Below are 16,014 nucleotides of genomic sequence, written 5' to 3'. Positions count from 1 at the left end.
ATATCGCTCCAGGCAGGAAAGATGGTGTTACAACTCTTCAACGGAAGAAGTGCAGTCACCGTGCCAGTCGCCAACTTTAAATAAATTGCGTTTTTTCAATAAGTTATAAAGTTTGAACTTCTGATGGCCATGCAAATTGCAGGGAACCGGCATTAGCAGCGGGTTTTATGCATTGGCCGGGAGCGGCGTTTTCAATGGAAAAATCAAAAGATCGCAGCCTGCGGCAGCTCATTTCGAACGCGATCCAATGGAGCTGCCGAAGGCTGCAATCTTTTGGCGTTACGAGCCAATCTGAAGCCACCCGCCGCCCCGACCACTCGTCGCAAAACTACGCCAACCTGTTATTTCTGACAGTAGCCAACCCGCCCGCGCCCGGCCTTAAATCACTCCATCGCCTTGTACCGACCGGAGTGCCGTCATGCTCGTCCAAGCCCTGAAAAACCTCAGCCCGCTCGCCCTGCTCGCCCCGGAAATCCCCGGCGCGCTCGAACCCCGGCCACCGGCTGAGGAGTGGGGCATCAACCTCGCCGCCGCCCGGCTCAACTTTCCGGACCAGGGCCTGAAGGTCCAGATCCCGATCTGGTCGAACAAGAACCTGGGCGACAAGGTCGAGCTGCTGCTCAACAACAACGTGGTCGATCAACACACCATCAGCGCCCCCGTCGAACTGACCGAGCGCGCCACCCTGTTCGTCGCCCCGGGCCGCCTGCAGACAGGGCCCTGGACCCTGTCCTACCGGGTGACGCGGCTGCATCAGCAACCTGAACCCTTCACCCCGCCGCTCAAGCTCTACGTCAAACTCGACCTTCCCGGTGGCCAGGACACCGACCCCGATTACGGTCACTCCGAGCTGTTCATGACGCTCCTCCCACCGGAGATCGTCCAGGATGGCGTGGACAAGGACAGCGCCAAAAAAGGCGTCGACCTCCTCATCCAGGCCCGACCCGGCAGCGGCACCCACCTGCCTTACCCCAACATTGCGCTGGGCGATGTGATCACGGCGAGCTGGGGCGGCAAGCTGGTGCTGTCGGCGCCGGTCACCCAGGCGCAGATCGACACCCCGGTGAACAACCCGATCAAGGTCCACGTCGACGAACAAACCATCCTCGCGGCCGGGGACTCCGGCCTCGAAGGCCTGGCCGTCACGTTCATGGTGCGTGACCGGGTGCACAACCAGTCCGAGGACTGGTGCAAGGAAACGCGCATCGTCGTCGACACCGGCAACTCGCGGCTGGATGCGCCCATCCTCAAACAGGCCAACGGCAACGAGCTTGACCTCGACACGCTGGGCGATGAAGCACTGGACTTGCAGGTCTGGGCGGCGTCGGCCGAGTTCCGGCAGGACGATGTCATCATCATGAACCTCAAGGGCACCACCCTCGACGGTGACGCCATCGACCTCAAGGTGCGCCAACCCATCGAGAAAAAACCGCCGGTGGTGGTCGAGGTGCTGCTGTCCAACGCCGCCGCCCGGGCCCTGGCAAAAACCCAAGGGGTGTTTTCTTACGAACTGGAACGCGCGGGCGTGATCATCCAGCGCTCCAAAGGTCGCTTCATCAACATCGTCGGCGAACCCAAACGCCTGGCGGCGCCGCTTGCCGAGGACGCACAGCACGGCGCCCTCGACCCTGACCTGCCGAACACCCGTATTCGCATTCCGTTTGACCCGCTCATTCAGGCCGGCATGGCGATCGACCTCAAATGGTTCGGCAAGCGGCCCGATCAGACCATTTACGACCCGCAACTGAAGTGGTTCCCTCTCAGCGAGGAGGAAGCCCATGATCCCGAGGGCTTCCTCGTCACCGTCGAGGGCGAACACCTCAAGACCCTCGAAGGCGGCACGCTGGAGTTGTGGTACATCCTGCTCAGTGAGGAAGCGGACACGATCGTCAAGCGTGAATCCTTGCACGCCACGCTGTTGAACGTTGGCGAGCCACAGTTCGAACTGGTCAAACCCATCGTCCTCGGCGAGAAGGACGGCAGGCTGGAACCCAAGGACCTGCCCGGCGGCGTCAGCAAACTGACCGCGCCACGGCCTGTCGCGAAACCGACCCAGGCCAAGGATGTGGTGACCTACACCTGGACCGGCGAAGTGACCGGCAAGAAGGAAAACTCGATCACCCTCACGGCACTGTCCAAGGACAAAGACGTGCCTTTCACTCTCAACGCGGCGTTCGTGGCTGAACACATCGAACCCAATCGTGGGAAAAAGGTGAGCGCGAGCTACCGGATCTGGCGCGCGGCGACGAATGAGACGAGTTATTCGAATGCGTTGGAATTTGTGGTGGGTGAAGCGCTGAGCCTGGATCCGCCGACCATTGTGTCGGTGAAAGGCTCGCCCAGCGGAGTCGATATTCCTCCGGGAGGCACCACCGTGGAAACCGCGGTGACCCTGAGTGGCAAGGCCAGCAAAGGGCAGAAAGTCGATGTGCTCGACGGCATCAACTCCAAAGGCCAGGCGACGGCTGACCCGGTCACCGGGATCTGGACCCTGCCGGTCTCGGGGCTGAGTGCGACGCTTCACAGCTTCACCGCCAAAGCGCTGTATGGCAGCGGCACACCGTCAGCGGCGCGGACCTTTACCGTTGCCGCGCAGATCACCCCCACCCTTACCACCGTGACGGACTCCAAAGGGCCTGTTCCCGAGGGTGGCACCACCGTCGATACCGCGCTGACTCTGAGCGGCAAGGCGAGCAAGAATCAGAGAGTCGAAGTGTTGGATCACGGTGTTTCACAGGGTAGCCGACCCGTCGATGGCAACGGCGATTGGACAACAACGGGCTTTCGCACCACCGTTGGAGCGCACAGCATCACTATCAGGGGCGTTTACGGCAACCCGCAACCGGTTTCAGCACCGCCCCGAACCTTTACCGTCACCGCAGTCGTGGCGCCGACCATCAGCTCGGTCAAAGGCTCGCCGAGCGGGGTCGAGATTCCTCCGGGTGGCACCACCGTGGAAACCGCAGTAACCCTGAGCGGCACAGCCAGCAAGGGCCAGACCGTGCAGCTCCTGGACGGGACCGTCGACAAGGGCGACACCATCGCCGACCCAATCTCCGGCATCTGGATCAAAAAGGTCACCGACCTGAGCGTGGCGCCGCACAGCTTCACCGCCAAGCCGATGTACGGCAATGGCGTACCGTCTGCGGCTCGGACCTTTACGATAGTCCCGAATTTCATCGTAGATACATCACCCGTCACCCTGAACGGGCTCAACCTGACGGCTGCCCCGGAACTCAACTGGCGGCTGAGTGGTAATTATCCCGCCGGAACCACAGTTCGGCGTAGCGCCTCGGGCGGCACGCCCCCCTACACTTACTCCTCGGATAATATCCAGGTAGTGTCCGTCGACAGCACAGGCCTCATCATCGGCCACCGTAATGGCTCGACTACGATTAAGGTTCACGATGCTGGAGGGAATCAAAAAAGTATCTTAGTCAGTTGTTCCAACAATTTCGTCGTACAAGGTCATCAGTCATACGGGTATGAGCCTCGCCCGACTCCTTTCGAGACCATGAGCGCACGAATGTCCGCCGCCCAAGGCATCTCACCCACTACGGTTCCCGGATTTCTGCAAGCACTTTCCACGAAATACCTAATGGTTAATTCCGAGACGGGAACCGGGAGTAAATCAGGTTTCGGATGGCTATGCGGACCTAGTTACCCATCCCAATACGCTTCACCTGCGCGCCCGAATCGAAGAGATACGGACATTCTCAGACTGGCCGACAGTGCCGGGACGCAATGGGGGATAGCTTTCATTGTTCATTCTGGTATGGGAGACCTGTACTACGGCACGAGAAGTTATTACTGGCTTAAACCTCTGTAATACGCCCGGCTTTCAATCAATCAAGAGGACGGACCTGAATGGCACTTCCTGCTAGCTAGCTGATGATGATGATGCAAAGGGCAGACCACGATAAACCAGCCTTTGAAAGGGCAATCAAAGCCTGGTTTATAGTTAATCCTGACGACCTACAAAAACAGCGAGAGGGATGTGGAATATCGGAAATATCCCATGGAACATTACCGCACAAAGGAGGAAGTGTTTTTGCGCACGCTGGATGAGTTGCTGCAACAGCGAACTTATCCGGTGGCCGATCATGTGAGCCTGGCGGATATGCCACTGGCGCCGTTCATACGCCAGTTCGCGCATGTCGACCGCGAGTGGTTTGCGCAGACGCCTTCTCGGCATCTGTAAGTGTGGCTTCAAGTGATTCTGGAATCCACGTTGTTCAGCGCCATCATGGCCAAACAACCAACCTACCCCCATCCCCGGAGCTGCCGCAGCCTGTGATCTTTTCGATTCACATGAAGTTTTATTTAGAAAGCCTGCCATCATTTCTTGGCAAAATGCCGCTCAACGTTGAGTACTCCTAATCAGGCCCGCCCTATGACCCGCATCTTGACCATCGAAGACGACGCCGTGACTGCCCGGGAAATCGTCGCCGAACTGAGCAGCCACGGGCTCGACGTGGATTGGGTCGATAACGGCCGCGAAGGTCTGGCGCGCGCAGTCAGCGGCAATTACGACTTGATCACCCTCGACCGCATGCTGCCCGAGCTCGATGGTCTGGCGATTGTCACCACGTTGCGGACCATGGGTGTGGCCACGCCGATTTTGATGATCAGCGCCCTCTCCGACGTCGATGAGCGTGTGCGCGGCTTGCGCGCGGGCGGTGACGACTACCTGACCAAACCGTTCGCCACCGATGAAATGGCCGCTCGGGTAGAAGTCCTGCTGCGCCGGCAAAATACCGTGACCGCCCAGGCCACCACCTTGCGGGTAGCGGATCTGGAGTTGAACCTGATCAGCCATGAAGCCAGCCGCGACGGTCAGTTGCTGACGCTGTTGCCCACCGAGTACAAGTTGCTGGAATTCCTGATGCGCAACACCGGGCAGATTCTGTCGCGGATGATGATTTTCGAAGAGGTCTGGGGTTACCACTTCGACCCCGGCACCAACCTGATCGACGTGCACATCGGCCGGCTGCGCAAGAAGATCGACCCGCCAGGCAATGTCCCACTGATACGGACCGTGCGAGGCTCGGGTTATGTCATTGCTGAACCCCTCTAACGGCTGGCGTTCATCCAGCAGCCGTTTGCTGGCGCTCTACAGTTCGCTGTTCGTGCTCTGGAGCGGGATTCTCATGGGGGTCATGTACTACGAGGTTTCCGCTTACCTGGACAACCTGGCCAAACACTCGCTGATGCAACGTCAGCATTTGTTTTCGCACTTTCAGGGCGAACAATTGGCGGACGCCCTCGCCGTCAGCATGACCTTCGACATTCGCGGCATCGATGCTTATGGCCTGTTCGATACTCAGCACCGCTACCTCAGCGGTGCGCTGCGCCACATGCCCGAAGGCCTGCCGCTGGATGGCAAGATTCACATGCTCGACGACTGCGCCGATTCTGACGACCCAAGCCTGCCCGCCGACAGCTGCGACGCGGTAGCGACCCAGACGAAGGACGGTCGCTGGCTCGTGCTGGTGCGGGATAACGGTTCGTTGTTTGCCGTGACCCGGATCATTCTTCACGCATTGTTCTGGGGGGTGACGCTGACCATCTTGCCCGGCATCGCGGGTTGGCACCTGTTGCGGCGGCGTCCGTTGCGGCGGATTCGTGCGATCCAGGCCAGCGCCGAGGCCATCGTCGCCGGCGACCTGACCCGCCGTCTGCCGCTGTCCAATCGCCGCGATGAGCTGGACATGCTCGCCGCCATCGTCAACGCCATGCTCGAACGTATCGAACGTTTGATGAACGAGGTCAAGGGCGTCTGCGACAACATCGCCCACGACCTGCGCACGCCCCTGACGCGCCTGCGGGCGCAGCTGTACCGGATTCAGCAACAGGCTGATGAAGGTTCGACGCTGGCGGTGCAACTGGACTCAGTGCTCGGTGAAGCGGACACCCTGATGGCTCGCTTTCGAGGGTTGTTGCGGATTTCAGAACTGGAAGATCGTCAGCGCCGTTCGGGGTTTGTGCAGCTGGATCCGCTGCCGTTACTGCAAGAGCTGCACGACTTTTATTTGCCGTTGGCCGAAGAAGGCGAACTGGTTTTCAAGCTGCAACTGCCGGAGTCGTTGCCTTCGCTGAACGGTGATCGAGCGCTGTTGTTTGAGGCGGTGGCGAATTTGCTGAGCAACTCGATCAAATTTACGCCGCCGGGTGGCGAGGTGATTTTGCGTGGGATCCATGAGGGCGGGCATACGCGGATCGAAGTGCTCGATTCGGGGCCCGGAATACCTGAGAGCGAACAGGTAGCGGTGTTCCAGCGCTTCTATCGTGCCGATGGCGGCAACCAGAAAAGCGGGTTCGGGCTGGGGCTGTCGATCGTTGCGGCGATTGTCAGCCTGCATGGGTTTACGCTTGAGGTGGGCACCAGTGAACTCGGCGGTGCGCGGTTGGTGCTCGACTGCCGGCAGAGTTTGATTCCTCCCACTTGATCGTTCCCACGCTCTGCGCAAGAACGATCATGCCAAGCCCAAAACTCCTTCTTCATGCATCTGCCGCAACAACACCACCCCACTTTCCATAAACTCCGGCGACCCAGCCATCCCCGCCTCCACCGCCAATCCTTCCAGCTGCTCACGCCCGTCCAGTTGAGGAAATTCCTCAATCCGCTGCAACAACCTCCAGGCCAACGGGCTCAGTGCAGAAAACTTCACGCTCCAGTCCTCAGCCCGACGTACCAGCAACAAGGTCGGCTGAGCCGGCGCGGTCTGCGGTTGATAATCCGGCCCCACTAACTGCACCGGCCAGGCATACGCCAGCGGCCAGGCCAGCGGTGAAACCTGCAACGGTTGATCCAGCGACAACCCGGCATCGCTCAGCAGCAACGGTTCCGCCTCGGACTGCTGCAACGCCATCTCGATCCACTCGTAATGCGCCAGTTCCACCATGAACGGCGGCCACGCCCCTTCGGCCAACGCTTGCGGTTCCGAGGCCAGGAACTCGACAAACTCCTGGGCGATCTCGCCGAATTTCGGCGTGTGCGCGCGGTAGTCGCGCAGGAAAATCCGTACCAGTGAACGCCAGCGTTCATCACCGAGAATCTTGATTAACACCGGAAAGGTCCCGCTGAGCAACGACGACAGGTTCGCGAAAATCAGGTCGCGGTAAACCTGCGCCCGTGTCACGTCCATCCCGGCCGGTGGCGCGCAATGATCGGGATCGCGCAGGTAAAGGCCCAGGGTGTTTTGCTGCTGAAACAGACTCGGCTTATCCACGGTTCACCCCCTCGGTTTGCAGGCGGCGAATGGTCTGCAACTCAGCCACCAATTCGGAAAATGCCGGGAAGTTGAAATCCCGTTCCAGTAGCGTCGGCTGCGCGCCGAATCGAGCGTAAGCCTCAGCCAGCAACGACCAGACCACCGGTTTGACCGAAGCGCCGTGGGTATCGATTTTCAAGGTATCGGACTCATCGAAATGCCCGGCCACGTGCATGGCCACCACCCGGCCCGAATCGATGCCGGCCAGAAAGGTCTGCGGATCGCAACCGTGATTGATTGAGTTGACGTAGACGTTGTTGACGTCCAGCAGCAGGTCGCAATCGGCTTCGCGCAGCACCGCGTTGGTGAAGGTCACCTCGTCCATGTCTTGCTGTGGCGCGGCGTAGTAGGAAACGTTTTCCACCGCCAGGCGCCGCCCCAGAATGTCCTGGGCCTGGCGAATTCGCGCGGCGACGTGGAGCACCGCTTCTTCGGTAAAGGGCAACGGCAGCAGGTCGTAAAGGTGGCCGTCATCGCTGCAGTAGCTCAAATGTTCGCTGTACAGCGGCACGTTGTATTGATCGAGAAAAATCCGGACTTCCTGCAGAAACCCGACATCCAGCGGCGCCGGGCCGCCCAGTGACAAGGACAAGCCATGACAGGACAACGGATAACGCTCGGCCAGGGCGCGTAACGCATGACCATGAGCACCGCCGATACCGATCCAGTTCTCCGGCGCGACTTCCAGAAAATCGAAATCGCCCACGCGGGCTGCCTGAAGGTCCTTCATTAAACCGCGACGCAAACCGAGCCCGACGGTCGCCTTCGCTGATGTGATGGGGGTCTGCATGATGTCGATCTCAATGATTGTCAGAACGGAATCACAGTTAACCGAAAGGGTGTATCGGGTCTGTGTTGCGCTCCGGCAGAAAATCGCAGGGGTTGTATCGCCAGCGGGTCTGTACACACTGTGGTACAGACCCGCCGTTGCGCGTTACGCCAGGTCGTACTTCTCACGCACCAGATGGCCAATGCCCATGCGATCCAGCACGGTCATCGGGCACAGGAACGTCACGCGGACGGTGCCCGGCAAGCGGCTGATGTCGATCGAGCCGGTGATGGTCGCGCGGTTGAGCACTTCGTCGTACGGCAGACCGGTGACCGAGGCGGCGCGTTTCAAGCCGTTCTCTACCGCGACGTTGAGGTTTTCGCCGCTGCCGATAAAGGTGATCGGTCCGCTCTGCTCGATATCGTGCTGGCCCCAGCGCTCGCCCAGCTCGCGGACTTTTTGCCGCTGCAGGGCATTCATCGGCCGGGCCATGGGCGGCAAGTCGTCGAGGTTTTGCAGCAGGATCGGTCCTTCCAGCGTCAGGTTCTTCACCACTTCCACCACCACTTCGGTTTCCCCGGAGCAATCGGTGGCATGCCCGGCGATCTCGCCGTTGCCCTGCTGGGCGTGCATGTCGCCCATGTACACGCCAGCGCCTGGCACCTTGACCGGGCAGATCAACACGCAGCCCTCGCGGATCGAGTTGGTGTCCATGTGACCGTCAGTCTTGGCCGCGTGCAGTTCTTCGCGAGTCATGCCGAAACGGTGCGGTGCGCCGATCAGGTATTGGCCGAAATCGGCGCAGTTATGGGAGTCGGGCAAATCACGGGACGGCGTGGTGCCGATGTTGCCGAGGAATGGCCGCATGTGCGCCGCCACACCGGGGATGTCGGCGCGCGCCAGGGACAGGATCGAATGTTGCGCGGCGAATTCCGGCAACGCCGACATCTCGGATGCGTTGCCGGCCAGTTGATTGGCGATGTCCTGATTGACGGTCAGGCTGACCTGATTCTGCGCATCGAACACGATCACGTAGCCGTGGCTGAAGCGAAACGCGCTGACCTCGGCGCCACAGGTGTTGCAGCGAATCGCGTCCTCGCCAATGCCTTCGACATGGCTGGCCGGGTGTTCGGTGCCGCACTTGGCGCAGAATTTGGACACGAACGGATCGCCGTTGTAGCGACCTTCAACGAATTTCATCACCCCGGACGAAGTGGCGAGTGAGGTGACGCGCATGCTTTTGATTTTGATCGCCACCGCGTCGCCGATTTCCGCACCGGCGATGGCCACCGGTTGCGTCACTTCGTGGCCACCCTCGAAGGCCGGCGTGATCATCGGCCCCCAGCAGCCCGGCGGTGTACCGGTGATCAGGGTGCCGCCGTCGGCCAGTGGCCCGAGCATCGGCTGGCTGGGGCCGATGATGCCGCTGGTGTATTGGTCGACGCGCAGGCGATTGACGGGTGTAGATTTCAGGTCGGTTTCAGGCAGGAGCGTGGTCATTGTTGTCCCCTTCACGGTGTATAGGGTGCCAAATGGCCTACGCAGTTCATCGCAGGTTTGTATCTCGCCTGTGTTCGGCAGGGCCCCTGAGTTAGCGGGCACTGTATCGACAGGCCGATTAGATACAGTGGGATACACACCACCAATCCCCTTGTAGGAGTGAGCCTGCTCGCGATAGCGGTGTGTCAGATAACACTGATGCCAACTGACACTCCGCTATCGCGAGCAGGCTCACTCCTACAGGGGATTTGTGGTGGTCAGGGGAATGGGGCTTTCGTCGCTCAAGGCAGCGGTGCACGGCCCCCGGACTAAACTTACTGCACGCAGGGCGTGCTTATCGTCCTGTTCATTCCCACGACCACCGCCCAGAGGTGAACGCCTCGAAAAACAAGGCCTCTGGACCCTGATCCTGCTGAAGGAGCACACGTGATGGACGAGGCCAGACTCAATGATTTCATGGGCAAACTGGTGAACGACATGGGCGGCGCGGCGATGCTCGCCAACGTCATCCTTGGCGAAGAGCTCGGACTGTACCGGGCCATGGCCGACAGTCAGCCAATCACCCCTGAAGCCCTCGCCGACAAAACCGGCTGCAACACCCGCCTGCTGCGCGAATGGCTCAGCGCCCACGCCGCTTCCGGTTACATGGAACACCGCGACGGCCAGTTCCGGCTGCCTGAAGAGCAGGCCCTGGCGTTGGCGATCGAAGACTCACCGGTCTATATCGCGGGTGGTATCGGGGTGGTTGCATCGTTTTTCCATGACAAGGACAAACTGGTCAGCGCCATGCGCGGCGACGGTGCCCTCGCCTGGGGCGATCACCATCCGTGCATGTTCAGCGGCACGGAGCGGTTCTTCCGGCCCGGTTACAAAGCACACTTGGTCGCCGAATGGCTGCCGGCGCTCGAAGGCGTGGTCGCCAAACTGGAGGCTGGCGCCAAGGTGGCCGATATCGGCTGCGGCCATGGCGCATCCACCGTGATCATGGCCCAGTCGTTTCCGGATTCGCGGTTCGTCGGTTTCGACTACCACGCGCCCTCCGTCACCGTCGCCACGCAGCGCGCCGAAGAAGGTGGCGTGGCCGGGCGTGCGCGGTTCTTCCAGGGCACGGCAAAAAGCTTCCCCGGCGATGACTATGACCTGGTGTGCTATTTCGACTGCCTGCACGACATGGGCGACCCGGTGGGCGCGGCGAAACATGCGTATGACGCACTGAAACCGGATGGCACGGTGCTGCTGGTGGAACCGTTCGCCAACGACAAGCTCGACGACAACGTCAACCCGGTTGGCCGCTTGTTCTACGCCGCCTCGACCTTCATCTGCACCCCGAACTCGCTGTCCCAGGAGGTCGGCCTCGGGCTTGGTGCCCAGGCTGGCGAGGCGCGTTTGCGCAAGGTCTTCACCGAGGCGGGGTTCAAGACGTTCCGACGGGCCACGGAAACGCCGTTCAACCTGATTCTGGAGGCGCGTAAATAGGTGCCGGATCATCACCCGGACGGGCAACCTGTCCGGGTGTCTGGCAAATGCTACCCTGCAAACACTCATGGCCCTCCGGAGTGTTGAACATGCTCGACAGCCTCATCCGCGAACAACTCGACCGCCTTCAGCAGTTAATGGCTGACCAGACGTTTGTGGTCCTGACCGGCGCCGGCATCAGCACTCCGTCGGGCATTCCGGACTACCGCGACAACCAGGGCGTGCGGCGTGGCCGGCAACCGATGATGTATCAGGAGTTTCTCTCCGCCCCCGAATCCCGGCGTCGCTATTGGGCGCGGGCGATGCTCGGTTGGCCGCGAGTACGCCAGGCCCAGCCAAACGTGGCCCATGAGGCCTTGGCCCGTTTGCAAAGTTCGCAGCAGATCAGCGGGCTGATCACTCAAAACGTCGACACCCTGCACGACCAGGCTGGCAGCCATGACGTCATCGAACTTCACGGCAGCCTGCACCGGGTGTTGTGCCTGGACTGCGGAAAACGCAGCGAACGGGATTCGATCCAGCAACTGATGGAAGCGCAGAATCCGTACCTGGCCGGGGTGGATGCGGTGCAAGCGCCGGATGGCGACACGCTGCTGGATGCGGCGTTTGAGGCGCGGTTTCAGGTACCGCATTGCCCGCATTGCGCGGGTGAGCGGATGAAGCCGGACGTGGTTTTCTTTGGCGAGAATGTGGCACAGGTGACGGCGGCCAAAGCGATGGCGGCGGTCGAAAAGGCTGCGGGATTGCTGGTGGTGGGGTCTTCGTTGATGGCGTATTCGGCGTTTCGGTTGTGTCGGGCCGTGGCGGATCAGGGGAAACCGTTGATTGCGATTAATTTGGGGAAGACTCGGGCGGATGACCTCCTGGATTTGAAGATTGAGGGGTCTTGTGAACGGCTTTTGCCGGAATTGGTGCAAAGGCTGGATCGATGATGTCTTGAGCTCGGGGTTCGACTTTAGATCCACCCCTCACCCCAGCCCTCTCCCCAGCGGGGATAGGGGGAAAGGGGGCAGATCTCCAGTGCTTTCAAGTCCTGAGTTCGACTCGTTATCTCAGGTCGATGTAACTCCCGAGAACACCTCGGTCAGTCCCCTCGCCCCTCTGGGGAGAGGGTTAGGGTGAGGGGTGGTTCTCTCAGAATGTCGAATAAAGCCTGCGCCGCCGCCGACAACTCAACCCCAGGCTTGGTCAACACCCCGATCGCCCGCTCCACCACCGGATCGCGCAAGGTAATGCACCGCGCCCCGAGCTCCAGCATCTGCCCGACACACAACGCCGGCACCGCGCTCACCCCCAATCCACTGGCAACCATCCTTCCCACGGTCGCCAATTGATGACTTTCAAACTCTACCGGCAACTTCATCCCACGCGCCTGCAAGTGCTCTTCGAGCATCACCCGAACCGTCGACGGACGCTGCAAGGTGATGAACGGTTCCTTAAGCAAGGTCTGCCAGTCGATGTCTTCCCGTTCGGCAAAAGGAGAATCCTTCGGCACCACGGCAACGAAACGATCCATGTACAACGGCGTGAATGCCAGCGACGAACTCTGATTCGGTTCAAACGCCACCCCCAGCTCAACCTGCCGGTCACGCACCATCTCCAGCACCTGCTCGTTGATCACGTCATTCACCGTGACGTTGACCTTGGGATAGCGCGCGCGGAAGGTTTTCAGGATCGGCGGCAGCAGGTTGCCGGCAAATGAGGGCATCGCCGCCAACGTCACGCGACCGCGCTGGAGGGTGAAGCGTTGGCGCAGCTCATCCTCGGCATTGTCCCAGTCAGCGATCAGGCGACGTGCCAAAGGAACCAGCGATTCTCCCTCCGCCGTCAGCGCGACATTGCGCGTGTTGCGGGTGAACAGGCGCCCGCCCAGCCCCTCCTCCAGCGCCTTGATGGTCAGGCTCAGCGCCGATTGCGACAGGTGCAACCGCTCGCAGGCCACGGCAAAACTCAAACTCTGGGCCACGGCCAAAAATGCCCTGATCTGCTTGACTGTCATGACCACTGGCTCCAACGTAGTACGGATGGTTGATTGGTGAGTTTTATCTATCAATCAACCTTAAAAATCAACTTAACAAATGAATTCTTCAGCGAGACACTCCTATCCCATACGGCTAGCCAGCCGCCCACAAAGAATAAAAGAGGTGCATATGGCAGGTTTCGACAAGCGCGTGAGTTCCTACGAGGAAGCCCTTGCAGGTCTTGAAGACGGCATGACCGTGATCGCCGGCGGCTTCGGCCTGTGCGGAATCCCGGAAAACCTCATCGCCGAGATCAAGCGCAAAGGCACACGCGACCTCACCGTGGTGTCCAACAACTGCGGCGTCGACGGTTTCGGCCTCGGCGTGCTGCTGGAAGACCGGCAGATCCGCAAGGTGGTGGCCTCCTATGTTGGCGAGAACAAACTGTTCGAAGACCAACTGCTCAAAGGCGAAATCGAAGTCGTCCTGACCCCGCAAGGCACCCTCGCCGAAAAAATGCGCGCAGGCGGTGCCGGCATCCCCGCGTTCTTCACCGCCACCGGCGTCGGCACCCCTGTGGCCGACGGCAAGGAAGTCCGCGAATTCCATGGCCGCAAATACCTGATGGAAGAATCCATCACCGGTGACTTCGCCATCGTCAAAGGCTGGAAAGCCGACCACTTCGGCAACGTCATCTACCGCCACACCGCTCAGAACTTCAACCCGCTGGCCGCCACTGCCGGCAAGATCACCGTGGTCGAAGTCGAAGAAATCGTCGAACCCGGCGAGCTGGACCCGGCGCAGATCCACACCCCTGGCATCTACGTCGACCGGGTCATTTGCGGCACGTTCGAGAAGCGCATCGAACAGCGCACCGTGCGTAAGTGATCCCCTGCCCCCGGACCGAATGAAGGAATAACAACAATGGCACTTTCCCGCGAACAAATGGCTCAACGCGTCGCCCGCGAAATGCAGGACGGCTTCTACGTGAACCTGGGCATCGGCATTCCGACCCTGGTCGCCAACTACATTCCTGAAGGCATGGAAGTCATGCTGCAGTCGGAAAACGGCCTGCTGGGCATGGGCCCCTTTCCTACTGAAGAAACCATCGATGCCGACATGATCAACGCCGGCAAACAAACCGTGACCGCGCGTATCGGCGCGTCGATCTTTTCCTCGGCTGAGTCCTTTGCGATGATCCGCGGTGGTCATGTCGACCTGACCGTGCTGGGCGCCTTTGAAGTAGACGTGCAAGGCAACATCGCCTCGTGGATGATTCCCGGCAAACTGGTCAAGGGCATGGGCGGCGCGATGGACCTGGTGGCCGGCGCAGACAACATCATCGTCATCATGACCCACGCGTCCAAGGACGGGGAGTCCAAGCTCCTGTCCAAATGCAGCCTGCCGCTGACCGGTGCCGGGTGCATCAAGCGTGTGCTGACCGACCTGGCTTACCTGGAAATCGAAAACGGCGCGTTCATTCTCAAGGAACGTGCACCGGGCGTCAGCGTCGAGGAGATTGTCGCCAAGACCGCCGGTAAACTGATCGTGCCGGATCACGTTCCGGAAATGCAGTTCGCTGCCCAGTGAGGAATCATTCCATGCAAGAAGTCGTCATTGTCGCCGCCACCCGCACCGCCATCGGCAGTTTCCAGGGTGCCCTGGCCAACGTGTCCGCGGTTGACCTCGGTGCTGCGGTGATCCGCCAGTTGCTGGCGCAAACCGGCCTGGACGTTGCTGAAGTCGATGAAGTGATCATGGGCCAGGTGTTGACCGCCGGTGCCGGGCAAAACCCTGCGCGCCAGTCCGCGATCAAGGCCGGCCTGCCCTTCACCGTGCCAGCGATGACCCTGAACAAGGTCTGCGGTTCGGGCCTCAAAGCGCTGCATCTGGCCACTCAGGCGATTCGCTGCGGCGATGCCGACGTGATCATTGCCGGCGGCCAGGAAAACATGAGCCTGTCCAACTACGTCATGCCGGGTGCTCGCACCGGTCTGCGCATGGGTCACGCGCAAATCGTCGACACCATGATCAGCGACGGCCTGTGGGATGCGTTCAACGATTACCACATGGGCATCACCGCCGAAAACCTGGCTGAGAAGTACAACCTGACCCGTGAACAGCAAGACGCCTTCGCCGCGGCCTCGCAGCAGAAAGCCACGGCCGCCATCGAAGCCGGGCGTTTTGCCGATGAGATCACGCCGATCCTGATTCCTCAGCGCAAAGGCGATCCGGTCGCCTTCCAGGTAGACGAACAGCCACGGGCCGGCACCACCGCCGACTCCCTGGGCAAACTGAAACCGGCCTTTAAGAAGGACGGTTCGGTGACCGCCGGTAACGCCTCGTCCCTGAACGACGGTGCCGCCGCCGTGATCCTGATGAGCGCGGAAAAAGCCAAGGCCCTCGGCCTGCCCGTGCTGGCGAAAATCGCTGCCTACGCCAATGCTGGCGTCGACCCGGCGATCATGGGCATCGGCCCGGTCAGTGCGACTCGTCGTTGCCTGGACAAGGCCGGCTGGTCCATCGACCAACTGGACCTGATCGAAGCCAACGAAGCCTTCGCGGCGCAATCTCTGGCGGTGGCCAAGGACCTGGAATGGGACCTGAACAAGGTCAACGTCAACGGCGGCGCTATCGCCCTGGGCCACCCGATCGGTGCGTCGGGTTGCCGGGTGCTGGTGACTTTGCTGCATGAAATGATCAAGCGTGACGCCAAGAAAGGCCTCGCCACCCTGTGTATCGGTGGTGGTCAGGGCGTGGCACTGGCGATCGAACGGGCGTAAAGCGTTCAACAGACGGCGCGGGGACCCACGAATATCCGTTCGCCGTCTGGCAAAACACCCGGTGCGACTCACGTCGCACCGGGTCCTACAGTCAGTCATAAATCTACGCTGCGCCGCATACTTTGTAGCAGCTGGCGAAGCCTGCGTTCGGCTGCGCAGCAGTCGTCAAACCTGAGTGCGCGGTCTTCCTGAGACACCGCATTGTCTGAATTAACGACTGCTGCGCAGCCGAACGCAGGCTTCGCCAGCTG

Annotated in this window: 12 protein-coding genes and 1 pseudogene; 9 read left to right on the top strand and 4 right to left on the bottom strand. The window is 60.6% G+C overall.

Annotated features, from left to right (window positions below):
* Window positions 1-418: 418 nt before the first annotated feature.
* The 4 genes and pseudogenes from QF010_RS19320 to QF010_RS19305 all read left to right on the top strand — a co-directional run bounded on the left by QF010_RS19320 (window position 419) and on the right by QF010_RS19305 (window position 6,449).
* Window positions 419-3,829: a hypothetical protein gene (locus tag QF010_RS19320; RefSeq protein WP_429533721.1), complete on the top strand. Its 3,411-nt coding sequence runs from the start codon at window positions 419-421 to the stop codon at window positions 3,827-3,829.
* 138 nt (window positions 3,830-3,967) lie between these two features.
* Window positions 3,968-4,201 (top strand): annotated as a pseudogene (locus QF010_RS19315) (glutathione S-transferase family protein); the annotation flags it as partial.
* Window positions 4,202-4,393: 192 nt separating this feature from the next.
* Window positions 4,394-5,077, top strand: coding sequence for a response regulator transcription factor (locus QF010_RS19310; protein WP_033058247.1), 684 nt, complete (start codon window positions 4,394-4,396; stop codon window positions 5,075-5,077).
* Window positions 5,055-6,449, top strand: a complete 1,395-nt coding sequence (locus QF010_RS19305) for a sensor histidine kinase (RefSeq protein ID WP_429533720.1) — start codon at window positions 5,055-5,057, stop codon at window positions 6,447-6,449. Before QF010_RS19310 ends, QF010_RS19305 begins: the two co-directional genes overlap by 23 nt.
* A gap of 27 nt (window positions 6,450-6,476) precedes the next feature.
* Here the strand turns inward: QF010_RS19305 and QF010_RS19300 are convergent, their stop codons facing one another.
* The 3 genes from QF010_RS19300 to QF010_RS19290 form a co-directional block, all read right to left on the bottom strand.
* Window positions 6,477-7,232 (bottom strand): HvfC family RiPP maturation protein, encoded by a 756-nt coding sequence (locus QF010_RS19300; protein WP_429533719.1) that lies wholly within the window; start codon window positions 7,230-7,232, stop codon window positions 6,477-6,479.
* Entirely contained in the window at window positions 7,225-8,064 is an 840-nt protein-coding gene (locus QF010_RS19295) for an HvfB family MNIO-type RiPP peptide maturase (protein WP_429533718.1), read from the bottom strand. The genes QF010_RS19300 and QF010_RS19295 overlap by 8 nt, the downstream gene beginning before the upstream one ends.
* Window positions 8,065-8,208: 144 nt before the next feature.
* Window positions 8,209-9,543: an acetamidase/formamidase family protein gene (locus QF010_RS19290; RefSeq protein ID WP_429533717.1), complete on the bottom strand. Its 1,335-nt coding sequence runs from the start codon at window positions 9,541-9,543 to the stop codon at window positions 8,209-8,211.
* Window positions 9,544-9,972: 429 nt separating this feature from the next.
* On the opposite strand from QF010_RS19290, the gene QF010_RS19285 reads away from it, so the two are divergent.
* Together QF010_RS19285 and QF010_RS19280 are read left to right on the top strand one after the other, a co-directional pair.
* On the top strand, window positions 9,973-11,019 hold the full coding sequence (locus tag QF010_RS19285; protein WP_033058254.1) for a class I SAM-dependent methyltransferase: 1,047 nt from the start codon (window positions 9,973-9,975) through the stop codon (window positions 11,017-11,019).
* A gap of 89 nt (window positions 11,020-11,108) precedes the next feature.
* Window positions 11,109-11,951 (top strand): NAD-dependent protein deacetylase, encoded by an 843-nt coding sequence (locus QF010_RS19280; protein WP_033058255.1) that lies wholly within the window; start codon window positions 11,109-11,111, stop codon window positions 11,949-11,951.
* A 152-nt stretch (window positions 11,952-12,103) separates the two neighbouring features.
* On the opposite strand, the gene QF010_RS19275 is transcribed toward QF010_RS19280, so the two are convergent.
* On the bottom strand, window positions 12,104-13,018 hold the full coding sequence (locus QF010_RS19275; RefSeq protein ID WP_033058256.1) for a LysR family transcriptional regulator: 915 nt from the start codon (window positions 13,016-13,018) through the stop codon (window positions 12,104-12,106).
* 151 nt (window positions 13,019-13,169) lie between these two features.
* Here QF010_RS19275 and QF010_RS19270 point away from each other — a divergent pair, with 151 nt between their 5' ends.
* From QF010_RS19270 to QF010_RS19260, 3 genes are read left to right on the top strand one after another with little or no spacing between them, the layout of a single operon-like run.
* Window positions 13,170-13,868 carry a CoA transferase subunit A gene (locus QF010_RS19270; protein WP_033058258.1) on the top strand — a complete coding sequence of 233 codons (699 nt, stop codon included), beginning with the start codon at window positions 13,170-13,172 and terminating at the stop codon, window positions 13,866-13,868.
* A gap of 36 nt (window positions 13,869-13,904) precedes the next feature.
* Entirely contained in the window at window positions 13,905-14,570 is a 666-nt protein-coding gene (locus QF010_RS19265; protein ID WP_010455523.1) for a CoA transferase subunit B, read from the top strand.
* An 11-nt stretch (window positions 14,571-14,581) separates the two neighbouring features.
* Window positions 14,582-15,763: an acetyl-CoA C-acetyltransferase gene (locus tag QF010_RS19260; protein ID WP_429509306.1), complete on the top strand. Its 1,182-nt coding sequence runs from the start codon at window positions 14,582-14,584 to the stop codon at window positions 15,761-15,763.
* Window positions 15,764-16,014: the final 251 nt, after the last annotated feature.

It is taken from the genome of Pseudomonas silensiensis (assembly GCF_050434865.1).
GTDB classification, from domain to species: Bacteria; Pseudomonadota; Gammaproteobacteria; order Pseudomonadales; family Pseudomonadaceae; genus Aquipseudomonas; species Aquipseudomonas fluorescens_W.
Note: the sequence above shows the minus strand (reverse complement) of the source record. Positions and strands in the feature narration are given on the sequence as shown.

Coding starts and splice junctions, on each gene's coding strand:
- QF010_RS19320 (WP_429533721.1), top strand. CDS start 419: ATGCTCGTCCAAGCCCTGAAAAACCTCAGCCCGCTCGCCCTGCTCGCC.
- QF010_RS19310 (WP_033058247.1), top strand. CDS start 4,394: ATGACCCGCATCTTGACCATCGAAGACGACGCCGTGACTGCCCGGGAA.
- QF010_RS19305 (WP_429533720.1), top strand. CDS start 5,055: ATGTCATTGCTGAACCCCTCTAACGGCTGGCGTTCATCCAGCAGCCGT.
- QF010_RS19295 (WP_429533718.1), bottom strand. CDS start 8,064: ATGCAGACCCCCATCACATCAGCGAAGGCGACCGTCGGGCTCGGTTTG.
- QF010_RS19290 (WP_429533717.1), bottom strand. CDS start 9,543: ATGACCACGCTCCTGCCTGAAACCGACCTGAAATCTACACCCGTCAAT.
- QF010_RS19285 (WP_033058254.1), top strand. CDS start 9,973: ATGGACGAGGCCAGACTCAATGATTTCATGGGCAAACTGGTGAACGAC.
- QF010_RS19280 (WP_033058255.1), top strand. CDS start 11,109: ATGCTCGACAGCCTCATCCGCGAACAACTCGACCGCCTTCAGCAGTTA.
- QF010_RS19275 (WP_033058256.1), bottom strand. CDS start 13,018: ATGACAGTCAAGCAGATCAGGGCATTTTTGGCCGTGGCCCAGAGTTTG.
- QF010_RS19270 (WP_033058258.1), top strand. CDS start 13,170: ATGGCAGGTTTCGACAAGCGCGTGAGTTCCTACGAGGAAGCCCTTGCA.
- QF010_RS19265 (WP_010455523.1), top strand. CDS start 13,905: ATGGCACTTTCCCGCGAACAAATGGCTCAACGCGTCGCCCGCGAAATG.
- QF010_RS19260 (WP_429509306.1), top strand. CDS start 14,582: ATGCAAGAAGTCGTCATTGTCGCCGCCACCCGCACCGCCATCGGCAGT.